At 73.5% G+C, this 20,395-nt stretch carries 19 protein-coding genes; 5 read left to right on the top strand and 14 right to left on the bottom strand.

What is annotated here, in order from left to right; genetic code table 11:
- Nucleotides 1-82: 82 nt before the first annotated feature.
- Together ACTVZO_RS30610 and ACTVZO_RS30605 are read right to left on the bottom strand one after the other, a co-directional pair.
- Nucleotides 83-2,668 carry a polynucleotide kinase-phosphatase gene (locus ACTVZO_RS30610; RefSeq protein WP_443301392.1) on the bottom strand — a complete coding sequence of 862 codons (2,586 nt, stop codon included), beginning with the start codon at nt 2,666-2,668 and terminating at the stop codon, nt 83-85.
- The gene (locus ACTVZO_RS30605; RefSeq protein WP_443303315.1) at nt 2,665-4,149 is read right to left on the bottom strand and encodes a 3' terminal RNA ribose 2'-O-methyltransferase Hen1; all 1,485 of its coding nucleotides are present in this window, start codon (nt 4,147-4,149) and stop codon (nt 2,665-2,667) included. The genes ACTVZO_RS30610 and ACTVZO_RS30605 overlap by 4 nt, the downstream gene beginning before the upstream one ends.
- A gap of 130 nt (nt 4,150-4,279) precedes the next feature.
- Here ACTVZO_RS30605 and ACTVZO_RS30600 point away from each other — a divergent pair, with 130 nt between their 5' ends.
- Nucleotides 4,280-5,074, top strand: a complete 795-nt coding sequence (locus tag ACTVZO_RS30600) for an excalibur calcium-binding domain-containing protein (RefSeq protein WP_443301391.1) — start codon at nt 4,280-4,282, stop codon at nt 5,072-5,074.
- Between the two features lie 170 nt (nt 5,075-5,244).
- On the opposite strand, the gene mmuM is transcribed toward ACTVZO_RS30600, so the two are convergent.
- Together mmuM and ACTVZO_RS30590 are read right to left on the bottom strand one after the other, a co-directional pair.
- On the bottom strand, nt 5,245-6,141 hold the full coding sequence (gene mmuM / locus ACTVZO_RS30595) for a homocysteine S-methyltransferase (protein ID WP_443301390.1): 897 nt from the start codon (nt 6,139-6,141) through the stop codon (nt 5,245-5,247).
- Nucleotides 6,142-6,158: 17 nt separating this feature from the next.
- Nucleotides 6,159-7,082 carry an LLM class F420-dependent oxidoreductase gene (locus tag ACTVZO_RS30590; RefSeq protein ID WP_443301389.1) on the bottom strand — a complete coding sequence of 308 codons (924 nt, stop codon included), beginning with the start codon at nt 7,080-7,082 and terminating at the stop codon, nt 6,159-6,161.
- Nucleotides 7,083-7,286: 204 nt separating this feature from the next.
- On the opposite strand from ACTVZO_RS30590, the gene ACTVZO_RS30585 reads away from it, so the two are divergent.
- Nucleotides 7,287-7,544 carry a hypothetical protein gene (locus ACTVZO_RS30585; protein WP_443301388.1) on the top strand — a complete coding sequence of 86 codons (258 nt, stop codon included), beginning with the start codon at nt 7,287-7,289 and terminating at the stop codon, nt 7,542-7,544.
- Between the two features lie 118 nt (nt 7,545-7,662).
- On the opposite strand, the gene ACTVZO_RS30580 is transcribed toward ACTVZO_RS30585, so the two are convergent.
- From ACTVZO_RS30580 to ACTVZO_RS30565, 4 genes are all read right to left on the bottom strand, one after another.
- Nucleotides 7,663-8,148 carry a DUF6099 family protein gene (locus tag ACTVZO_RS30580; protein ID WP_443301387.1) on the bottom strand — a complete coding sequence of 162 codons (486 nt, stop codon included), beginning with the start codon at nt 8,146-8,148 and terminating at the stop codon, nt 7,663-7,665.
- A gap of 123 nt (nt 8,149-8,271) precedes the next feature.
- Nucleotides 8,272-8,658, bottom strand: coding sequence for a nucleotide pyrophosphohydrolase (locus ACTVZO_RS30575; RefSeq protein ID WP_443303314.1), 387 nt, complete (start codon nt 8,656-8,658; stop codon nt 8,272-8,274).
- A 21-nt stretch (nt 8,659-8,679) separates the two neighbouring features.
- Nucleotides 8,680-9,999, bottom strand: a complete 1,320-nt coding sequence (locus ACTVZO_RS30570) for an ATP-binding protein (protein WP_443301386.1) — start codon at nt 9,997-9,999, stop codon at nt 8,680-8,682.
- A 67-nt stretch (nt 10,000-10,066) separates the two neighbouring features.
- The gene (locus ACTVZO_RS30565; RefSeq protein WP_384218973.1) at nt 10,067-10,462 is read right to left on the bottom strand and encodes a cell division protein SepF; all 396 of its coding nucleotides are present in this window, start codon (nt 10,460-10,462) and stop codon (nt 10,067-10,069) included.
- 168 nt (nt 10,463-10,630) lie between these two features.
- On the opposite strand from ACTVZO_RS30565, the gene ACTVZO_RS30560 reads away from it, so the two are divergent.
- Nucleotides 10,631-11,353, top strand: a complete 723-nt coding sequence (locus ACTVZO_RS30560) for a DUF2470 domain-containing protein (RefSeq protein ID WP_443301384.1) — start codon at nt 10,631-10,633, stop codon at nt 11,351-11,353.
- Between the two features lie 71 nt (nt 11,354-11,424).
- Nucleotides 11,425-12,345 (top strand): NADP-dependent oxidoreductase, encoded by a 921-nt coding sequence (locus tag ACTVZO_RS30555; protein WP_443301383.1) that lies wholly within the window; start codon nt 11,425-11,427, stop codon nt 12,343-12,345.
- A gap of 91 nt (nt 12,346-12,436) precedes the next feature.
- On the opposite strand, the gene ACTVZO_RS30550 is transcribed toward ACTVZO_RS30555, so the two are convergent.
- The 6 genes from ACTVZO_RS30550 to ACTVZO_RS30525 form a co-directional block, all read right to left on the bottom strand.
- A complete protein-coding gene (locus ACTVZO_RS30550) occupies nt 12,437-13,792 on the bottom strand; it encodes an LLM class flavin-dependent oxidoreductase (RefSeq protein WP_443301382.1) in 1,356 nt (451 codons plus the stop codon).
- Between the two features lie 128 nt (nt 13,793-13,920).
- On the bottom strand, nt 13,921-14,916 hold the full coding sequence (locus ACTVZO_RS30545) for an ABC transporter permease (protein ID WP_443301381.1): 996 nt from the start codon (nt 14,914-14,916) through the stop codon (nt 13,921-13,923).
- Nucleotides 14,913-15,707 (bottom strand): ABC transporter ATP-binding protein, encoded by a 795-nt coding sequence (locus tag ACTVZO_RS30540; protein WP_443301379.1) that lies wholly within the window; start codon nt 15,705-15,707, stop codon nt 14,913-14,915. Before ACTVZO_RS30540 ends, ACTVZO_RS30545 begins: the two co-directional genes overlap by 4 nt.
- A gap of 5 nt (nt 15,708-15,712) precedes the next feature.
- Nucleotides 15,713-16,747, bottom strand: coding sequence for an ABC transporter substrate-binding protein (locus ACTVZO_RS30535; RefSeq protein ID WP_443301378.1), 1,035 nt, complete (start codon nt 16,745-16,747; stop codon nt 15,713-15,715).
- 45 nt (nt 16,748-16,792) lie between these two features.
- Nucleotides 16,793-17,404, bottom strand: coding sequence for an NADPH-dependent FMN reductase (gene ssuE / locus ACTVZO_RS30530; RefSeq protein WP_443301377.1), 612 nt, complete (start codon nt 17,402-17,404; stop codon nt 16,793-16,795).
- Nucleotides 17,405-17,440: 36 nt separating this feature from the next.
- A complete protein-coding gene (locus ACTVZO_RS30525; RefSeq protein ID WP_443301376.1) occupies nt 17,441-18,385 on the bottom strand; it encodes a TauD/TfdA dioxygenase family protein in 945 nt (314 codons plus the stop codon).
- 787 nt (nt 18,386-19,172) lie between these two features.
- Between ACTVZO_RS30525 and ACTVZO_RS30520 the strand changes: the two genes are divergently transcribed.
- A complete protein-coding gene (locus ACTVZO_RS30520; protein ID WP_443303313.1) occupies nt 19,173-20,363 on the top strand; it encodes an ROK family protein in 1,191 nt (396 codons plus the stop codon).
- Nucleotides 20,364-20,395 lie beyond the last annotated feature (32 nt).

The following is a 20,395-nucleotide window of genomic DNA, read 5'->3' as shown; positions in this document are numbered from 1 at the left end:
AAGTTCCCCCATACGACCTAATTCGCGGCCGTACGGGGGCCTCGGCTTTACGCGCCCCCGCGGCCCAGCGGCCCGTACCGCGTCACAGGCGCGGGTCGACCGGCTCCGACTCCAGGGCGAGCACGGCGAAGACGGCCTCGTGGACCCGCCACAGCGGCTCGCCGGCCGCCAGCCGGTCCAGCGCCTCCAGCCCGAGCGCGTACTCGCGCAGGGCCAGCGAGCGCTTGTGCCCGAGGAAGCGTTCGCGCAGCCGCTCGAGGTGGTCGGGGCGGGTGTACTCCGGACCGTAGATGATCCGCAGGTACTCGCGGCCTCGTACCTTGACCCCCGGCTGGACCAGGCGGCCCTTGCCGTCCCGGGCGTACGCCTGGAGCGGTTTGACGACCATGCCCTCGCCGCCGGCGTCCGTCAGCTCCAGCCACCAGTCGGTGCCGGCCCGTACGGAGTCCTCGTCCGCGGTGTCCACCAGGATCCGGCCGGTGCGGCGCAGCAGGCCGGTGCCCGCCGCCTCGTCGGCGGCGACCAGCCGGTCCAGCCAGAACAGCTGCTCGTCGTGGGCCACGGCGGCCAGCGACCGCCCGGCCGCCGCCAGCAGCTGGAATGGTGCGAACCGTACGCCGTCCAGCCCGTCGGTGGGCCAGCAGTAGCGCCGGTACGCCTCGGTGAAGGCGGCCGCGTCGGAGGCCCGGCCGCGCTGGCGCTCCAGCAGCTCCCCGGTGTCGACGCCCCGGGCCGCGGCCGCCTCCAGCGCGGCGATCGCGTCCGGGAAGACCGCGCCCGAGGCCGCGCCGACGGCGGCGTACTGGTTGCGCAGCAGGCCGCCCGACTTCAGGGACCAGGGCAGCAGCTCCCCGTCGATCAGCAGCCAGTCGGTGGCCAGTTCCTCCCAGAGCCCGGCGTCGGTGACGGCGGTGCGGAGCCGGGTGAGGACCTCCTCGGTGACCTCGGGCTCCTTGAAGAACGGCCGTCCGGTGCGGGTGTAGACCGAGCCGGTCGGGCCGTCGACGCCGAAGCGCTCGCGGGCCGCGTCGGCGTCCTTGCAGAGCAGGACGGTGGCGCGGGAGCCCATGTGCTTCTCCTCGCACACCACTTGGGCGATGCCGTCCTTGCGGTACTGGGCGAAGGCCTCGGCCGGGTGCTCCAGGTAGCCCCCGTCGCCGGCTCCGTCACCGGCCTGGGCCCGCGAGGTGGCGGTCGGCGCCATGGTCGGCGGCAGGTACGGGACGAGGCGCGGGTCCACGGCGAAGCGGCTCATGACCTCCAGGGCCGCCGCCGCGTTCTCCTCGCGCACGGTGACGTTGCCCAGGTGCCGGGTCTCCACGATCCGCCGCCCGTGCACGTCGGCCAGGTCCAGCGGACGCCCTTCAAGCCCGCCCGGCACATCGGTGGCGAGCGGCTTGACCGGCTCGTACCAGACCTTCTCGGCCGGCACGTCGACCAGTTCGCGCTCGGGCCAGCGCAGGGCGGTCATCCTCCCGCCGAACACGGCCCCGGTGTCGAGGCAGATGGTGTTGTTGATCCAGGAGGTGTTCGGTACCGGGGTGTGGCCGTAGACCACGACGGCCTTGCCGCGGTAGTCCTCGGCCCACGGGTAGCGCACGGGCAGGCCGAACTCGTCGGTCTCGCCGGTGGTGTCCCCGTACAGGGCGTGCGAGCGGACCCGGCCGGAGGTGCGGCCGTGGTACTTCTCGGGCAGCCCGGCGTGGCAGACCACCAGCCCGCCGCCGTCGAGCACGTAGTGGCTGACGAGCCCGCGGATGAACTCCCGTACCTCCTGGACGAACTCCTCCGGCTCCCGCTCCAGCTGCTCGATCGTCTCGGCGAGCCCGTGGGTCCGCTGGACCTTTGAGCCCTTGAGGTAACGGCCGAGCTTGTTCTCGTGGTTGCCCGGCACGCACAGGGCGTTGCCGGACTTGACCATGCCCATGACGCGGCGCAGGACGGCGGGGCTGTCGGGACCGCGGTCGACGAGGTCGCCGACGAAGACGGCGGTGCGCCCCTCGGGGTGGACCCCGTCCTCGTAGCCGAGCTTGGCGAGCAGGGTCTCCAGTTCGGAGGAGCAGCCGTGGATGTCACCGACGATGTCGAAGGGGCCGGTGAGGTGGGTGAGGTCGTTGAAGCGCTTCTCCAGGACGACCTCGGCCGACTCCACCTCTTCGACGGAGCGCAGCACGTGCACCTTGCGGAAACCCTCGCGCTCCAGTCCGCGCAGCGAGCGCCGCAGGTCGCGGCGGTGGCGCTGGATGACCGCGCGCGGCAGGCCGGCGCGGTCGGGGCGGGCCGCGTTGCGCTCGGCGCACACGTCTTCGGGCAGGTCGAGGACGATGGCGATGGGCAGGACGTCGTGCCGGCGGGCGAGCTCGACGAGCTGCCTGCGGGCCTCGGCCTGCACGCTGGTGGCGTCGACGACGGTCAGCCGGCCGGCCTCCAGCCGCTTCCCGGCGATGTAGTGCAGGACTTCGAAGGCGGCTTTGCTGGCGCTCTGGTCGTTCTCGTCGTCGGCGACGAGCCCGCGGCAGTAGTCGGAGGAGATGACCTCGGTCGGTTTGAAGTGCCTGCGGGCGAAGGTGGACTTGCCCGATCCGGTGGCCCCGACGAGGACGACGAGGGACAGGTCGGTGACGGGCAGTACACGGGCGCGGTGGGTGTCGGTGACGGTGACGGTCATGCTGCCTCGCCCTCCTTCGGGGTGTCGGTGGTCGTGCCGGTTTCGGCGGTGGTGAAGACGGCCATCTGGGTGGGCGGGCCCACCTCGGGGTCGTCGTCCCCGACGGGCACGAACGCGACTCCGTACCCGTACCGTTCGGCGACGGAGCCGGCCCAGGCGCGGAACTCCTCGCGGGTCCACTCGAACCGGTGGTCGCCGTGCCGGACGTGCCCTGCGGGCAGGGACTCCCAGCGCACGTTGTACTCGACGTTCGGGGTGGTCACGAGGACCGTACGGGGCCGGGCCGCACCGAACACCGCGTACTCCAGCGCGGGCAGCCGCTCCGGGTCCAGGTGCTCGATGACCTCGCTGAGCACGGCCGCGTCGTAGCCGGCCAGCCGTTTGTCGGTGTAGGCGAGCGAGCCCTGGACCAGCCGGACCCGCGCGCTCTGCCGCTCGCCCATGCGCTCCGGCTTCAGCCGCCTGGCCGCGAGGTTCAGGGCCCGCACGGACACGTCCATGCCGACGACCTCGGTGTACGCCGGGTCCCCCAGCAGCGCCTGGACCAGCTGCCCCTGGCCGCAGCCGAGGTCCAGCACCCGCCGGGCGCCCGCGCCGCGCAGGGCGGCGAGGATCGCGTCCCGCCGCTGCACGGCGAGCGGCACCGGCCGCTCCTCCGTATCGCGCGACTCGTCGACGGCGTTGTCGAGCTCCTCGACCTCGCTGCCGTCGGCCTCGGCGAGACGGACCAGCTCCAGGCGCTGGAGGGCGTCCTGGGTGAGCCTTTTGTGGCGGGCGAGGTAGCGGGAGCTGATCAGGCCGTTCTCGGGGTGCGCGGCCAGCCAGCCGTCCCCGGCGCGCAGCAGCTTGTCCACCTCGTCGGGGGCGATCCAGTAGTGCTTGGCGTCGTCGAGCACCGGCAGCAGCACGTACAGCTGGCGCAGCGCGTCGGCGAGCCGCAGCTCGCCTTCGAGCACGAGCCGTATGTACCGGGAGTCCCCCCATTCGGGGAACCGCGCGTCGAGCGCGACCGGTTCGGCCCGTACGAGGTCCCAGCCGAGCGGATCGAACAGCCGGTGCACGAGCCCGGCCCCGCCGCGCGCGGGCAGCACCGGGATCTCCACGCGCAACGGCCGCACCTGCTGCGGCAGTTCGGGGCGCAGGGCGCACTGCCCCTTGAGGGCGCTGCGGAAGACCCCGCTGAGTGCGACGGCGAGCAGCGAGGAGGCCGCGTACGGCCGGTCGTTGACGTACTGCGCGAGCGCCGCGTCGGGTGCCCCGCCCCGCCCCTTCCCCTGCCCGCGCCGCACGAGCGCGACGGGGTCCACCTCCAGCATCAGCGCCGCCGTGCACCGCTCGTCCGTGGCTTCGGGGTAGAACACGTGGGCGGTGCCGTGGGACTGGCTTTCGACGCGGACCCGGTCGGGGTGCTTGTGCAGGAGAAAGCCCAGGTCAGTCGCCGGATTCTCGGCGGTGCCGGTGGTGGTGATCGTGAGGAACATGCGCTTCAGCATGACGCTCGGGTCGCGCTCGGGCCAACGGATTTCGGCGAAAACAGGTTCGATCTTCAACATCCTGGCTAAGCTGCGCGACCTTCACCACGCTCCGCCCCTTTTCAGCCCCAGGAGAGCCGTGTACCAGCCACCGTTCGGATACGCCCCCGCCCCCGCACCCGTCCGGCGCTGGTGGCAGCATCCCGCCCTGATCATCACGGCCCTGGTCGTGCTGCCGCCCGTGGGCATCGCGCTCGCCTGGACGAGCCTCTGGAAGCAGCCGCAGAAGATCGTCGCGACCGTGCTGTCCGGCGTCTGGTTCCTGATACCGCTGCTGTCGGACGCGCCGGAGGAGCCGGCCGCGGACGCCAAGAGCGGGGCGGCGGCCTCGGCCTCGGCCTCGGCGAGCCCGAGTGCGGCGAGTCCGAGCCCGACCCCTCCCCCGGCCACGACTCCGCCGCCCGCCCCGGTCGCCGACCCGCTGATGCCCGACGTCGTGGGGAAGCCCTTCGAGCAGGCGGAGAAGACCGTGGAGGATCTGATCAACGGTGAGCTGAAGGCTCTGAGCGCCTACCAGGACGTCGACCTCCCGGCCGTCCACGGCACATGGCTGGTCTGCTTCCAGAGCTTCCGGCCCGGCATCGCCCTCGGCGCGCCGGGCACCGCCACGACCGTGCACCTGGTGGCTCCGGGCACCGGGTGCCCCGCGACGGCGGACACGAACCTGCACCGCCCCCGGACGACGGCTCCCGCGCCCGATCCCACACCCGAGGACGACGGGGGCTCGACGGGCTCGACGGGCGGGGGCGGCGCCGTCTCCTACCGGAACTGCGCCGAGGTGAAGGCTGCCGGAGCGGACCCCATCCGCCGAGGCGACCCGGGCTACGCCCGCCACCTCGACCGCGACGGCGACGGAGTCGGCTGCGAGCGGTAGGGACCGGGGCAGGACCGCCCGGCGGCGGCACCGCCCCACCGTGCTTCACGAGTCCAACACCCCCGATGTTCCGCCCGTCCGCTCGCGGTAGAGCCGGCATGGGTCGATGGAATTCGCGTCCTCAATGGCCCTGTACAGGACTGGAGTCGTGGAGTCGTTCAACTGCCCCTTCACGAACATCCGTTCAGACGACGGCATTCCGCGGCCAGGGCCGCGATCCGGGCCGGGCCGATGCGGCAGCAGCCGCCGAGGAGGCGGGCGCCCGCGTGGTGCCAGGCGCCGGTGGGCCAGGCCGGACGAGTTCCGGGGGTGTGCCAGGTGGCGGTGGCGGCTTCCCAGACGGAGCCGTCGTTGGGGTAGGCCAGGAGCGGTGTGCGGGTGGCCGCCGCGGCCGCCTCCAGGGCGGGCAGCACCTCCGCCGGGTCGCAGCAGTTGACGCCGGCCGCGATGACCTGCGGGGAGGCCGCCGCGAGGGCGAAGGCCTCGGAGAGGGGTGCGCCGGAGCGGGTCCGGCCGTCGGCGACGGTGTAGCTCAGCCAGGCCGGGGCGCCGGTTTCCCCGAGGACGGTGAGCAGCGCCTCCGCCTCGTCGGGGTCGGGGACGGTTTCCAGGGCGAGGACGTCGGGGCCCGCGGCGAGCAGGGCCTCGATGCGGGGGCGGTGGAAGGCTGCGAGCCGGCGCACGCTCAGGCCGTAGCGGCCGCGGTATTCGGAGCCGTCCGCGAGCACCGCGCCGTACGGGCCCACGGAGGCGGCCACCCACACCTCGTGGGCCGCGTCCCCGGCGACGCGGGCGGCCAGGGCGACGCTGCGGTGCAGGAGCTCGGCGGCCCGCGGGTGACCGGGGCCGATCTGGTAGCTCGCGGTGATCAGCACCTCGGCGCCGGCCCGTACGTACGCCGCGTGGGCGGCCTCCACCTGGTCGGGCCGTTCGGCGAGCACCCGGCCCGTCCACAGGCCACCGGACAGGTCGCAGCCCTGGGCGGCGAGCTGGTTGCTCAGCCCGCCGTCCAGGATCACGGTCCGCCGGGCCAGGGCTTCGGCGAGCGGGCCGGTCGCGCGTGGCATCCGCGTCCCGTCCCCGGTCAGCCGAGCTGGGCGAGGACCTGGGCGGAGATCAGCTCCAGGTGGTCCAGGTCGTCGAGGTCGAGCAGCTGGAGGTAGACGCGGGAGGAGCCGATGGCGGCGTAGGTCCCGATCTTCTCCACGACCTCGGCCGGGGAGCCGGCCAGGCCGTTGGCCTTGAGCTCGTCCACGTCACGGCCGATGGCGGCGGCCCGGCGGGCGACCTCGGCGTCGTCCTTGCCGACGCAGACCACGAGGGCGTTGGAGTAGACGAGGTCCCCGGCCTTGCGCCCCGCCTCCTCGGCGGCCTCCCGGACCCGCCCGAACTGCCGCTCGCTGTCGGCGAGCGAGGCGAAGGGCATGTTGAACTCGTCGGCGTAGCGGGCGGCGAGGCGCGGGGTGCGCCGGGCTCCGTGTCCTCCGATGAGCACGGGCACCTTGGCCTGGGCGGGCTTGGGCAGCGCGGGCGAGTTCTCCACCCGGTAGTGGCTGCCCGCGTAGTCGAAGGTGGAGCCGGTCCCGGTGGCCCACAGGCCGGTGATGACGGCCAGCTGCTCCTCCAGCCGGGCCATCCGCTCGGCCGGGAAGGGGATTCCGTACGCCTTGTGCTCCTCCTCGAACCAGCCGGCGCCGAGGCCCAGTTCGATCCGGCCGCCGGACATCTGGTCGACCTGGGCGACCTGGATGGCGAGCACTCCGGGCAGCCGGAAGGTACCGGCCGTCATCAGGGTGCCCAGCCGGATCCGGCTGGTCTCGCGGGCCAGGCCCGCGAGGGTGATCCACGCGTCGGTGGGCCCGGGCAGGCCGTCGGCCGCGCCCATCTTCAGATAGTGGTCTGACCGGAAGAACGCATCGAAGCCCAGGTCCTCGGTGGCCTTGGCGACGGTCAGGAGGGTGTCGTAGCTCGCGCCCTGCTGGGGTTCGGTGAAAATGCGAAGATCCATGCCCCCCATCCTGCCCGTCCCACCCCTGCCGGGTGAATCTGCGTCAACCGGACGGTCCACCCCGGACGCCGCCAGTGACCACCCCGGAAAGGGATCGTTGGCTCGGACGGAGCCGGACCGCCCGGCCCGCGCGCCGGCGGCCGCATCGCCGGTGCGTCCACCGCGCCCTTCCGCCCCGGAAGGGCCAGGGCCGAGGAGGCCGCCATGTCCCACGAGGTCGTGCCGGAGACCCACCGACAGACCGGACAGTCCGGACAGGCAGCGCACGAGGACGCACGTCAGGAGTCCGCAACTCCCGCCGAGGGCGGCGCACCGAAGGGCCTGCTGCAGCAGATGGAAGAGCTGATGGCGGCGCTGAACGCCGACCTGTCGCAGCTCGACGCCGACCTCCAGTCCTCCACCGACCGCGCCCCGGTCACGCCCGCCCCCGAGAACGGGCGCCCGTCCTACCGGCCGCTGTGACCGTGCGGGTCCCGTCGCACGCGGCGGGACCCGTGTGACACTTCGGACGAGGCGACGCCGGACGGCACCCCGGACGGCACCCCCCGAACACACCCCGGACAGCACCTCCGACGGAACGTCAGGCCACGCCCGAGGCGGAGCCCCGCTCGCGCACCGCCATTCGGCGCAGGATCGCCCGTACCCGGTCGCTCGACTCGTCAGCCGCGTCGATCGACTCTATGCACTGCCAGTACAGGGTCTCGTCGTCCGTCCCGCAGGCCACCCCGACCAGGGCTATGCCCACTTCGCCCAGCAGCGCCTGGAGTCCGAGCAGCACCTGCCGGACGTCCGACACCTCCGTCAACTGCGCGGCCCGCGGCGGATATTCGGGCGCACTGCCCTCTCCGCGCAGGGCCGCCCGGTCTATCACGCCGCAGCCTCTGCCTCCCGCTTCCCCCAGTCCCCGTGCCTCCGCTCTCATCTCCGGCGGCCCGGTGACCGCCAGATAGCTCCCTACGCCCTGCGCGAGCGCCTGGGCCTGCCAGGCCTCGCCCACGATGTCCCACGCGGCCCCACTCTGTGCCAGCGCGTGCCGGCCGGCCGCGATGAGCCGTACCGCATCCATATGCCGTCCCCCGTCCGCACGACATCCCGCCTTTGTCACCACTACCCAGAGTGAGGGCAATGAGTCAGTAAAGCCAGGGGTATTCGGAAAATGTGGACAGAATCGTGATTGTGAAGGAGTCCATCACTCCGAAGAGTGACGATTCGGTGTCGGTTCGCCCGTCACCGGGAAGCGGAGCTCGTTCCTCTCGATCTTCGCGGCGAGCGCATCCAGCACATCCACCCCGAGAGCCTCACAGAACTGCAGGAGATACGCGAGCACGTCGGCCACCTCATCGGCCACGCGGTGGGCCGTTTCCGGCTTCTCCATGACCGCCGCCGACTGTTCCGGCGTCAGCCACTGGAAGATCTCGACCAGTTCCGACGCCTCCACGCTCAGTGCGACCGCCAGGTTCTTGGGCGTGTGGTACGGCTCCCAGTCCCGCGCCGCGGCGAACTCGGCGAGCCTGCGCTGCAGCAGGTACAGCCGCTCGGGGCGCGGCGCGCCGCGCGGGTCGGGTGTGTCGTTCATGTCCTCGGCATCGCTCATGGATCACAGGTCTACCACCGTCACCCCCGCCAGCGGGCGGGCGGCCGCCGCGGTCTCCTCCCCCACCGCCGCCGCCAGCCGGACGTGCCCCCGCCCGCACGACAGCAGGGCCAGGCGCAGCAGTTCGGCGCTCTGCCGCCGGTCCAGCCCGCGGTCGAAGCCGTCGGCCAGCACCGTCAGCGCCTGCTGTGCGGCGAGCAGTTCGGCGGCCGGGTCCATGGCGAGCACGCCCGGCCCGGTCAGCAGGACCAGCGCCAGGGCGAGGAAGCGCAGTTCGCCCGAGCCGAGCCGTCCCAGCTCCGTGGCGGGCCGGTCGGGGCCGCGGTCCAGTACCGCCGTGACGGGGCCGTCGGCGGGGGCCCGTACGTCCAGCCCGGCGACCGGACCCGCGCAGCCGGTACGGGCGGCCCCGGCCAGCAGCGCGTACCGGGTGCCGCACTCGTGGCGGGTCCGGCGCAGTACGTCGGCCAGGTTGGCGCAGTCCCCGAGCAGCCGGCCCTCCCCCGGCGGGACGGGCGCGCGCATCCGGCCGGGGCGCGGGTCGCAGGGGAACACCGAGCGCAAGGCCACCACGACCTGTTCGGCGGCGGCCAGGACCTGGCGCTGGCCGGCCGTGGCGCCGGCCACGCGGAGCGGGAGCAGGGCCGTGCCGAGCCGGTCGTCGGGCAGCGGGGCCCGGGTGACGCCGACGGCCCCGCCGGTCAGCCAGGCGCCCTGTACGGAGCGCCGGCCGGGGTCGCGCAGCGCGGTGGCGAGCAGGATCTGCCCCGGCTGCGAGAGGCGTTCGCCGACGATGCGCAGGGCGGGGTCGGCCTGGACGGCGAGGTCGAGGCGGACCGGTCCGGCGGGGCCGTCGACCGTGCAGCCGATGCGGAAACCGCGCCTCCGGTCTGCGTCGGGGACGGCCAGGTCGGGGATGCGGGCGGCGGCGTCGGGGAAGACCTCCTCGAGGGTGGCTCCGGAGCCGAGCGCGGCGAGGGCCTCGTAGGCGGCCAGGGCCTGGGACTTGCCGCTGCCGCTCGGCCCGGCGAAGAGGGTGACGGGCCCGAGCGCGAAGGCGGCTCCGCGGTGCGGCCCGAAGGCCGACAGCCGCAGTTCGGTCACCCCGGGCCGGTGCAGCCGCACGGCCTGCGCGGGCACGGCGGCCGCCCGCCGCTCCCCGGCTAACGCCTCGGCGGAGGGCCCGGCGGACAGTTGGTCGGCGGGAAGACCGGCGGACCGGTCGGCCCGAGGGACGACGGAGGCGCCGGCGGGCCGGGCGGTCTGCGGGGGCGGGGGCACGGGCGTGGGCACGGGCGTCGGCACGGGGAGGGTGGTGTCCATGCGGCGGACGGTACGGGCCGCCGGACCCCGCCCGGGCCCGGCGAACCGTTACCTCGCGGCGACCTTCCTACGATCGGGGGACGGCCGCGGCCGCGATCCCCTCGACCTCGGTCCCGACCGGCGCCAGCAGGAAGACGTTCCGGTCCACCCGGTGCATCCCGCTGCCGAGCCCGAAGACCACACCACTGCTGAAGTCCAGGATCCGCTTGGCCACTTCGCTGTCCGCCCCGGACAGGTCCAGCAGCACCGGGATCTGCGCGATGAGGTACTCCGCCACCTCCCGCGCGTCCGCGAAGATCTGAACCCGGATCACCACGAAGCGCCGCTGCTCCGCCGCCGACGCCCCCGGCGCCTTGGGGATCGTGCGGTGGTCCACCCGCGAGGGCCATTCGTTGCGGCTGCGCAGGGGGACCACCTGCGCGAGCCCCTCCCACTGTTCGTCGGTGACGTCGTACCTGCTCACCGGGCCGCCTCGGCCACGCGCTTCATGTGCATCCCCCCATCCTCTCGCGTTTCACCCGTTCAGCCCAACACCGACACGAACCAGACCGGCTCGGGGACGACTACTCCCGACGAACGAAATAGGTTAGGTTAGGCATACCTAAGTTCTCGGGATGATGGAGAGATCCAGATGCGCATGTCCGGTGCCCCTGCCGCCGCACCCGCCCGGCCCACCGACGCCGAGCGGGTGCGGTCGATCCTGGCCGCCGCCCACTCCATGACCGCGGTCACCGACGGGCTGCGCTCCGAGGTCCGCCACCTCGACGGGGGCGACCCGATGGGCCGCCTGCACCTGCACCCGGCCGAACCGGGCGGCGAATCCGAGCACCGGGCCGCGATCCGGCTGGAGTTCACCGACGTCGCCCCGACCCCGGTGCGCGACCGGGTGCGGGCCCGGGTGACCATCGTGGGCCGCCTGCTCACCCCGTACGCCGGCGACGACACCGGCCCCGGGAGCGAGAGCAGCACCTGCATGGAGTTCGGACAGGCCGTCCTGGAGACGGCGGACGGCTTCTCGTACATCGGGCTCGACGAGCTGGACGCGGCCCGCCCCGACCCGCTGGCCCCCTACGAGGCCGGCATGCTCACGCACCTCCTCGACGACCACCCGGATCTCGTCACCCTGCTACTGCGCCTGGTCCAGCCGCTGCCCACCGCCGCGGTGCTGCGCGCGCTGCCCGTCGCCATGGACCGGTACGGGATCACCCTGCGGCTCGAGGAGCGCAGCGGCCACCGCGACGTACGGCTGCCCTTCCCCTCGCCGCTGGACGACGTGGAGCAGTCGGGGGCGCAGATCCAGGCGCTGTTCAGCGCGGCGCGGCGGCGTTCGCACCGCAACACGCTGCCCGCCTGAGGCCCGGCCGGAAACAGCCGGGGCCGGAGCCGCCGGGAATAGCGGCCGGCCGCGCCCCGTTGGCGGTGATCATGAAGGCCATCAGCTACAGCGCATACGGAACCGCCGCCGATCTCACCCTCGTTGACGCACCGGATCCCAAGGTCGGACCGGGCGAGGTCCTCGTCCGCGTGAAGGCCGCCGGGGTCAACCCGGTGGACTGGAAGCTCGCCGCCGGATACCTCGACCCGATCCTCGAAGTACGCTTCCCCGTCATACCCGGCTGGGACGTCGCCGGAGTCGTCGAGGCGGTCGGCCCGGACACCTTCGACTACGCCGTGGGCGACGAGGTCTACGGATACGTCCGCAAGGAGTGGACCGAGCTCGGCACCTACGCCGAACTGGTCAGCGCCCCCGTCCGGACCCTCGCCCCCAAGCCCCGCGAGCTGACGTTCGAGCAGGCCGCGGGCATCCCGCTGGCCGGGCTCACCGCCTACCAGTCGCTGCGGCGCGTGAACGTCGAGGCCGGCGAGACCGTCGTGATCCACTCCGCCGCCGGGGGCACCGGCTCCCTCGGCGTGCAGATCGCGGTCGCCCTCGGCCTGCGCGTCATCGGCACCGCCGGCGCGCACAACCACGACTACCTGCGCTCCCTCGGCGCCGAGCCGGTCCTGTACGGGGACGGGCTGGCGGACCGCATCCGCGAGCTGGCGCCCGAAGGCATCGACGCGGGCCTCGACTTCTACGGCGACGGCGCGGTCGAGCTGCTGCAGTCGCTGGTCAAGGAGCGCGACCGGGTGGTGTCCATCGCCGACTACGAGGCAGCGGCCAAGGGCGCGCACCAGCTGTGGGTCCGGCCCGACACCTCCGACCTGACCTTCCTCGCGGTGCTCGCGGACAGCGGCCGGCTGACGGTCAACGTCGAGCACGCGCTGCCGCTCGCGGAGGCCGCCAAGGCGTGGGAGCTGAGCGCCGCGGGCCGGACCCGCGGGAAGATCGTGCTGACGGTGTGACCGTGCGACGACGCGCGGGGGCGGTCCCCTCGGACCGCCCCCGCACCACGGCCGCCCCGGCCGCGCCTCCGCGCCCGGACGGGGCGGCCGGTCAGGCGCCGGCCGCCCCGCTCGCGCCGGAGCCCGCGCCCGCGTGGCGGTTGGCGGGACGCGGCAGGCCGTAGTTCTCGCGCAGGGTCCGGCCGGAGTACTCCGTACGGAAGAGCCCGCGGCGCTGGAGGATCGGCACGACGTGGTCGACGAAGTCGGTCAGGCCGGTGGGCAGGACGGGCGCCATGATGTTGAAACCGTCGGCGGCGCCCTGCGTGAACCACTCCTGGAGCTGGTCGGCGATCTGCTCGGGGGTGCCCGCGAAGGTGCGGTGGCCGCGGCCGGCGCCCAGGCGGGCGATCAGCTCGCGCAGGGGCAGGCCGTCGCGGCGGGCGAGCTCGGCGACGAGGGTGAAGCGGCTCTTGTTCCCGTTGATGTCCCGCTCTTCGGGCAGGTCGGGCAGCGGGCCGTCGAGGGGCAGCCCGGTCAGGTCGACGTTCAGCATGCCGGAGAGCTGGGCGAGGCCGTACTCCGGCACCTGGAGGTCGGTGAGCTGCTGCTCCAGGGCCTTGGCCTCGGCCTCGGTGGAGCCGATGACGGGCGCGATGCCGGGCAGGACGAGCAGGTCGCTCTCGGCCCGGCCGTACTTCGCCAGGCGGGACTTGAGGTCCTTGTAGAAGGTCTGGCCGTCGGCGAGGGTCTGCTGTGCGGTGAACACCGCCTCGGCGTACCGGGCGGCGAACTCCTTGCCGTCCTCGGACGAGCCGGCCTGCACGAGGAGCGGGTGGCCCTGGGGCGAGCGCGGCACGTTGAGCGGTCCGGCGACCCCGAAGTACTCGCCGCGGTGGGCGGCGGGGTGCAGCTTGTCGGTGTCGGCGTAGATGCCGCGCTCCTTGTCGAGGACGATCGCGTCGTCCTCCCAGCTGTCCCAGAGCTTGGTGGCGACCTCGAGGAACTCGCGGGCCCGGTCGTAGCGCAGGTTGTGCGCGAGGTGCTCGTCGCGGCCGAAGTTGCGGGCCTCGTCGACGGTGCCGGAGGTGACGATGTTCCAGCCGGCGCGGCCCCCGCTGATGTGGTCGAGGGAGGCGAACTTCCGGGCCAGGTTGTAGGGCTCGTTGAAGGTGGTGGAGACGGTGGCGATGAGTCCGATGTGCTCGGTGACGGCGGCGATCGCGGAGAGCAGCGTCAGGGGTTCGAAACCGCCGACGGCGTTGTAGCGGGCCTTGCCCCACAGGGCGACCCCGTCGGCGAAGAAGATCGAGTCGAGCAGGCCGCGCTCGGCGGTGCGCGCCAGGTCCTGGAAGTAGCGCAGGTCGGTGACGCGTTCGGGAGTGCTGTCGGGGTGGCGCCAGGCGGCGTCGTGGTGTCCGGCGTTCATGAGGAAGGCGTTGAGGTGGAGAGTGCGGGGTGCGGTCATGACTGTTCCCGGGTTCTGTGGCGAGGACTGCGGCCTCGCATGGGGGTGTGTGATCGGCGGGGGCCGGGCCGCGGACGCGGTCCCGGAGCGGGCGGCAGCGCTCGGGTCCGCCGCCCGCGCCGGAGGCGTCAGGCGGGGACGCGCCAGAGGCTGAGCCGGCGTTCCACCGTCACCAGCAGCTGGTTGAAGGCGACGCCGATCGCGGAGATCGTGATGATGCCCGCGTACATCTGCGGGATCGCGAAGTTGAACTGCGAGGCGTTGATCAGATAGCCGAGGCCCGCCTTCGCGCCGATCATCTCGGCGGCGACGAGGACGAGGATGGAGACGGCTCCGGCGAGCCGGATCCCGGTGAAGATCGCCGGTACGGAGGCCGGGAGGATCACCTTCTGGAACAGTCGGGGCGTGGAGAGGTCCATCGACCGGGCGAGCCGGATCAGGGTGGGGTCGGCGTTGCGGACGGCGCTGATGGTGTTGAGCAGGACGGGCCAGAGGCAGGCGTAGACGACGATCGACACCTTCGACGTCTCGCCGATGCCGAGGAGCAGCACGAAGACCGGGAGCAGCGCGAGGGCCGCGGTGTTGCGGAAGACCTCCAGCAGCGGTCCGAGGAAGTCGGCGAGGGGCCGGTACCAGCCGATGAGCAGGCCGAGCGGGACGGCGAGGGCCACGGCGATGCCGAAGCCGCCGAAGGAGCGGATCAGGCTGGCCCGCGTGTGGTCGGCGAGCTGCCCGTCCCCGGCCAGCTCCCACCAGGCGACGGCGACTTCGCTGAGGGGCGGCAGGAAGGTGGCGTCGACCAGGCCGGCGCGCGGGGCGGCCTCCCAGAGGGCGATCAGGGCGAGGATCGCGGCGGTCCGGACGGTGACGGCCTTCAGGACGCGTACGACGGCCCGCGCGGCCGGCTTCGTACGGGCGGCGGCCGGAACCGTGCGGGCCGGGCCGGAGCCGGCCTCGGCCGGGGCTTCTCCGGCCGGGGTGCGGGCCGGGTCGGCCCCGGCCGGGGCCGGGGCTTGGGAGGTGGGGGGCTCGGGGGTCCGGGGGGTCCGGGGGGTGGGGGCCGGGTCGGCCGGGGCCGTGACGCCCGCGGCCGCCAGGGCGGTGGTGTCGGTTCCGGTGGTCATACGGCTGCCGCCTCCTTCTCCAGTTGCTGGGCGCGGGCCACCTCGTCGTGGAGGAGGTCCCAGATCTCGTGCCGGTAGCGGGCGAACTCGGGGCTGGACCGCAGGGCCTCCCCCAGCAGTCCGTCGCGGTCGCCGAAGGAGACGGGCACGACCTCCTTGATCCGGCCGGGCCGGGAGGTCATGACGGCCACCCGCTGCCCGAGGTACACGGCCTCCTCGATGCCGTGCGTGATGAACACGACGGTCTTGCCGGTGCTCTGCCAGATCCGGCGCAGCTCGTCCTGGAGGGACTCGCGGGTCTGCGCGTCGAGCGCGGCGAACGGCTCGTCCATCAGCAGTACGTCCGGGTCGTACGCCAGCGCGCGGGCGATCGCGACGCGCTGGCGCATGCCGCCGGAGAGCTGGTGGGGGTGCCGGTCCTCGAAACCGGTCAGTCCGACCAGCTCCAGGAACTCCTTCGCCCGGGCGGCCCGCTGCCGGCGCGGCACGCCGGTCGCCTCCAGGCCGAACTCGACGTTGCCCTGGGCGGTGCGCCACGGCAGCAGCGCGTACTGCTGGAAGACGATGCCCCGGTCCAGACCCGGCCCGGTGATCTGCTTGCCGTCGAGCAGGATCCGCCCGCCCGTCGGGGCCGACAGTCCGCCGAGCAGGTCCAGCAGGGTCGACTTGCCGCAGCCGCTGGGGCCGACGACGACGAGGAACTCCCCGCTGCGGATCTCCAGGTCGATGCCGTCGAGGGCGGTGAAGTCCCCGAAGGTCTTGCGCACTCCCTCGAACACGATCTTCGCCATGCCGGTCAGCCCTTTCCGTAGCCGTTGAACTCGTTGGTGTAGAGGTCGGACGGCTTGAACTGGCCCTGCTTGATCTCGCCGCGCTCCCCGAGCCAGTCGAGCCAGAGCTGGAACTCCTGGTCGGGTATCCGGCCGCCCGTCTCGGCGATCCCGAAGGAGCGCCAGTACTGCAGGGCGGCGGTGTCCTCGTTGCGGCCGCGCTTCTTGACGATCTCGGTCATCCGGGCGACGGCCTCCTCGCGCGGGGTGGTGCGGGACCACTCGATGGCCTTGGCCACGCCCGTCACGAAGGTCCGTACGGTGTCCGGGTTCTGCCTGATGAAGCGCTCGGTCATGATGTAGGTGCCCGCGCTGAACGGGCCGAGCAGTTCCACGTCGGTGAACAGCGGGCGGATCCCGCCGCCGGCGACGGCCTTGTCGCGCAGGACGCCGGTGAGCACGCCGACCTCGATCTGCTTCGCGCGCAGCGCCTGCTCGGTGTTGACGGGCGGTATGACCAGGGCCTCGACCTTGGCCGCGTCCGCCTTGGAGAGGCCGTTGCGGCTGAGGTAGGTGTCGAGCAGCGCCTGGTAGTGGGCGCCGAGGGTGTTCATGCCGACCTTCTTGCCGATCAGGTCGCGGGCGGAGCGGATCGGGCTGTCCTCCAGGACGAAGTAGCCGGCGTAGGAGTACTGGTCGGAGCCGTAGGAGGAGATGACGGCCTTGATCGGCGCGTTTCCGGCGGCGAGCTTGATGACCGCGCCGTTGAAGGCGCTGCCGAAGTGGGTCTGGCCGGTCGCGGCGGACTGGATGTCCTGCGGCCCGCTGATGGTGTTGCCGACCCATTCGAGCCGGAGGTCCTCCAGGTAGCCGAGGTCCAGGGCGAGTTCGGGCAGCGTGACCGCGCCGACCGCTCCCTGGTACTTCAGGGTCTTGGTCTGCTTGCCGGATCCGCCGCCGTCGGCGGTGGCCGTGCCGCAGCTCACCGCGGCCGCCGAGATGCCGAGCAGGGTGAGGAACTGGCGCCGGGAGGTGGTGGTCGAGGTGAAGGCTGCGGGCATGGCGGATCCTTGTCGGTGCGGAGGTTGTGGGGCGCGGCCGGGGCGTTACGGGGTGGCCGCGAGCGCGGTCGGCTGCGCGGTCGGGTGCGCCGTCGGGTGCGCGGTCGGCTGCTCGGTCGCGTACGAGGCGGCGCCGCGCAGGGCGGCCGCGAACTCGTCGACGGCCTGGAAGAGGTCCAGCTCTGCCTCGGGACGCAGCCGGTCGGGGCCGGAACCGCGCTCGACGGAGGAGTCCAGGACGAACCTGCCGGCGGTGACGTGCCGGGCGCCGAGGGCGGAGAGCACGGGGCGCAGGGCGTAGTCGATGGCCAGGACGTGGGCCAGGCTGCCGCCGGTGACCAGCGGGAACACGGTCTTGCCGACGAGGCCGTCCTGCGGGAGCAGGTCGAGGAAGGCCTTCAGCAGTCCGGTGTACGAGGCCTTGTAGACCGGGCTCGCGATGACGATGCCGTCGGCCCCGGCCACCGCGTCCAGGGCCCGGCGGATCTCGGGCTCGCCGCGGCGGGCGGACAGCAGGTCGGCGGCGGGCAGTTCGCGTACGGAGAGGTGCTCGGTGGTGAAGCCGGCGTGGGACAGGCGGCGCAGCACGTGGTCGGCGACGACGGCGGTTCGGGAGTGGGCGGAGGGACTGCCGGTGATGGCGAGCAGCTGGGGCACGGGGGGCTCCTTGGGCTTCGTACGGGGAGCGGACGGTCAGGCGGTGGCGGAGGCGGTGGCAGAGCCTCCGGAGGCGATGCCGAAGGCCGGGTCCGGGACGCTCGAAGGGCTGAGCAGGCGGGAGGGCTCGCCGTCGGGGCCGACGGGGACGTCGCCGTCGACGGTGACGCGGCGCAGGGTGCGCTCGTGGTCGTCGGAGTCGTCCACGCCGTAGTGCTGGGTAGCGCGGTTGTCCCAGATCGCGACGTCGCCGGTCCGCCACTGCCAGCGGACGGTGTTCTCGGGGCTCTCGATGTGCGCCTGGAACAGGTCCTGGAGCGCACGGGAGTCGCGGCCGGTGAGGCCCTTGACGCGCTGGACGAAGTTGCCGAGCAGCAGGGTGCGCTCACCGGTCTCGGGGTGGACGCGGACCACCGGGTGCTCGGTGAGGAACTTCGTCGAGGTGAAGACCTCGCGGTACTGGGCCAGGGCCTCGGGCAGTGCGTCGGGCTTCAGGGCGGCGTAGTCGTACTCGTTGGAGTGGACGGCGCGCAGGCTGTCGGCGAGGGCGCGCAGCGGCTCCGGGAGGCCGGCGTAGGCGGTGGCGGTGTTGGCCCACAGGGTGTCGCCGCCGTACGGGGGGATGGTCACGGCGCGGAGGATCGAGAAGGCCGGGTAGGCGGGGACGAAGGTGACGTCGGTGTGCCACTGGTTGGCACGGGCGCCGTGGTGGGAGTCGATGCCCAGGGCGTAACGGCCGTCGGCGGACGGCACGGTGGGGTGCGCGACCGGGGCGCCGAGCAGCTGGGCGAAGGACTCGTGTCCGGCTTCGTCGAGGTGGTCCTGGCCGCGGAAGAAGACGACCTTGTGCGCGAGGAGCGCGGCCCGGACCTCGGCGACGACACCGGCGGGCAGGTCGCCGCCGAGCCGCACGCCGCCGATCTCGGCCCCGATGCGGCCGCCGATCCTGGTGACGGTGACGGGGGTGGTTGCAGTGGCCATGAGAACTCCCTGGCAGGGGTGTGGGCGGGTTATTTCCGCAGCGGAAGAAATAGAGGTACGGGGCTGCCCGGCGGGCAGGGGGCAGCGCGGTCCGACGCGTGCGGGGACGTGCGGTGCGGTGCGGTGCGACGCGGTACGTACGGTGCGGCGCGGGTACGTGCGGTGCGGGTACGTGCGGTGCGGCGCGGGTACGGGGAGACGCGCGGGCCGGGCCTCGGGATCCGGCGGCCATGGACGCACCGGCCGGTGGGGCCGTGGGGCGCCGTGGGCCCTGGGCCTCGGCGCTCACGGAACCCTGAGGCCCTGCGGCCCGAGCCCGTGCGGTCCTGGCGCGGCCGGGCCCTGGAGCAGCGGGGCTCAGGCGCGGTGCGGGGCCTGACAGCGGCCCGGACACCCGGCCGGCGCGGTACAGGGGCCGGGGGTGTGGAGCCGCGGGACGAGAAGTGCGTTCGCGGTCATGGCTCGGAGCCTGACAGCGCCCCCGCCCCCGGTCAACCCCCGCCGAACGCCCCTTCGAGCACCGTCCCCCGATCTCCCGACCACCCCTGCACACCCCCCGTGACCTGGGCTTTCCCGGGATCCGTGGGCCGTGCGCAAACCCGGCCCGGCGGCCGGAAACCGTGGCTTGATTTCACGCCCCCGCAACGCGGCCGCCACGCGTTCGCCGGATGTGGCCGCCTCCGCGCGGGTCCCGGGGCGGCGAGGCCGCTCATCACACCGGTCCCCGGCCGGGGACCGGGCATGATCGGGGGCACACCCCCGCCCCAAGGAGACCCTCGTGACACGCATGGCCGGTGACAGTCGGGCGACGACCAACGCCGCCACCGTGCTGCGGACGGTGCTGGAGCACGGGCCCGTCGCCCGCGGCGGCATCGCCCGCCTGTGCGGGCTGAGCCCCGCCGCCGTCTCCCGGCAGACCACCGCACTGCTCCGCGGCGGACTCCTGCGCGAACTCCCCGGTCCCGCCACCGGGGTGGGGCGGCCACGGATTCCGCTGGACCTGCACACCGGCGCCGTCGGCGGGCCGGTCGCCGCCGGGCTGCACATCGGCGTGCCCTCCTCGACCTTCAGCCTCGTCGACCTCCGGGGCCGGCTGCTGGCCCGGCGGGCCTTCCCCCACGAGGGCCGTGCACCGGCCGGCCTGTCCGCCGTGATCTGCGCCGAACTGGGCAGGTTCCTGGCCGAGTCCGGCTCCGGGCGGCCGCTGCTGGGGGTCGGGGCCGCGCTGGGCGGGTGGATCCGCCCCGACGAGGGGACCGTCGTGCACCACCCGGTGCTGGGGTGGCGGCAGAAGCCGCTCGGCGCCGAGCTGTCCGCCGCGCTCGGACTGCCGGTGCGGGTCGACAACCACGCCCGGGCCGTCGCCCGGGCCGAGATCCTGTTCGGCCGGCCGGAAGCCCGCGGCAGTCTGGTGCACCTGTTCATCGGCAACGTCGTGGACGCCGCCTTCGGCATCGGGGGGACCGTGCACCAGGGCCCGGGGTCGGCCGCCGGGGACGTGGCCCACCTGCCGGTGCCCGGGTCGGCGGCGCCCTGCGCGTGCGGACGTACGGGCTGCCTCCAGGCGACCGCGTCCGACACCGCGCTGGGCGCCGAGGCCGTGCGCCGGGGGATCGTGCCCGACCCGTCCGTCACCCTGCTGGTGGACGCGGCCGCCACCGGCGACCCGCGCGCCGACCGGCTGCTGCGCGAGCGCGCCCGGGCCGTGGGCCGCGCGGCGGCGCTTCTGTTGGATGTCTTCAATCCGGCGATCATGGTCGTGACCGAGTTGTCGAGCGTCCTCGACGAGGGATATCTCGAGGAGATCCGCACCGCCGCGACGGCCCTCTCGCACGTCTGCGACGACCCCGGACGCATCGTGGTCCCGCACGCCGGACCGGCCGTCCTCCCGGAGGCGGCCGCAACGGTGCTGCTCAGCCGGGTGTTCGATGATCCCGGCCGCTCAAATGAGAGGGCGAGATCACACCCGTCGGTATAGTGCCGCTTGAGCGTCCTCCCCTACATTCGAGG

Origin of the sequence: Streptomyces sp. IBSNAI002 (assembly GCF_052244475.1) — a bacterium.
Classification (GTDB): domain Bacteria; phylum Actinomycetota; class Actinomycetes; order Streptomycetales; family Streptomycetaceae; genus Streptomyces.
This window is presented reverse-complemented; position numbering and strand designations above follow the sequence as displayed.

What these genes read in the sequence shown, in the direction of transcription:
- ACTVZO_RS30610 (WP_443301392.1), bottom strand. Translation starts at nt 2,668, where the DNA reads ATGACCGTCACCGTCACCGACACCCACCGCGCCCGTGTACTGCCCGTC.
- ACTVZO_RS30605 (WP_443303315.1), bottom strand. Translation starts at nt 4,149, where the DNA reads ATGTTCCTCACGATCACCACCACCGGCACCGCCGAGAATCCGGCGACT.
- mmuM (WP_443301390.1), bottom strand. Translation starts at nt 6,141, where the DNA reads ATGCCACGCGCGACCGGCCCGCTCGCCGAAGCCCTGGCCCGGCGGACC.
- ACTVZO_RS30590 (WP_443301389.1), bottom strand. Translation starts at nt 7,082, where the DNA reads ATGGATCTTCGCATTTTCACCGAACCCCAGCAGGGCGCGAGCTACGAC.
- ACTVZO_RS30585 (WP_443301388.1), top strand. Translation starts at nt 7,287, where the DNA reads ATGTCCCACGAGGTCGTGCCGGAGACCCACCGACAGACCGGACAGTCC.
- ACTVZO_RS30580 (WP_443301387.1), bottom strand. Translation starts at nt 8,148, where the DNA reads ATGGATGCGGTACGGCTCATCGCGGCCGGCCGGCACGCGCTGGCACAG.
- ACTVZO_RS30575 (WP_443303314.1), bottom strand. Translation starts at nt 8,658, where the DNA reads ATGAACGACACACCCGACCCGCGCGGCGCGCCGCGCCCCGAGCGGCTG.
- ACTVZO_RS30570 (WP_443301386.1), bottom strand. Translation starts at nt 9,999, where the DNA reads ATGGACACCACCCTCCCCGTGCCGACGCCCGTGCCCACGCCCGTGCCC.
- ACTVZO_RS30560 (WP_443301384.1), top strand. Translation starts at nt 10,631, where the DNA reads ATGCGCATGTCCGGTGCCCCTGCCGCCGCACCCGCCCGGCCCACCGAC.
- ACTVZO_RS30555 (WP_443301383.1), top strand. Translation starts at nt 11,425, where the DNA reads ATGAAGGCCATCAGCTACAGCGCATACGGAACCGCCGCCGATCTCACC.
- ACTVZO_RS30550 (WP_443301382.1), bottom strand. Translation starts at nt 13,792, where the DNA reads ATGACCGCACCCCGCACTCTCCACCTCAACGCCTTCCTCATGAACGCC.
- ACTVZO_RS30545 (WP_443301381.1), bottom strand. Translation starts at nt 14,916, where the DNA reads ATGACCACCGGAACCGACACCACCGCCCTGGCGGCCGCGGGCGTCACG.
- ACTVZO_RS30540 (WP_443301379.1), bottom strand. Translation starts at nt 15,707, where the DNA reads ATGGCGAAGATCGTGTTCGAGGGAGTGCGCAAGACCTTCGGGGACTTC.
- ACTVZO_RS30535 (WP_443301378.1), bottom strand. Translation starts at nt 16,747, where the DNA reads ATGCCCGCAGCCTTCACCTCGACCACCACCTCCCGGCGCCAGTTCCTC.
- ACTVZO_RS30525 (WP_443301376.1), bottom strand. Translation starts at nt 18,385, where the DNA reads ATGGCCACTGCAACCACCCCCGTCACCGTCACCAGGATCGGCGGCCGC.
- ACTVZO_RS30520 (WP_443303313.1), top strand. Translation starts at nt 19,173, where the DNA reads ATGGCCGGTGACAGTCGGGCGACGACCAACGCCGCCACCGTGCTGCGG.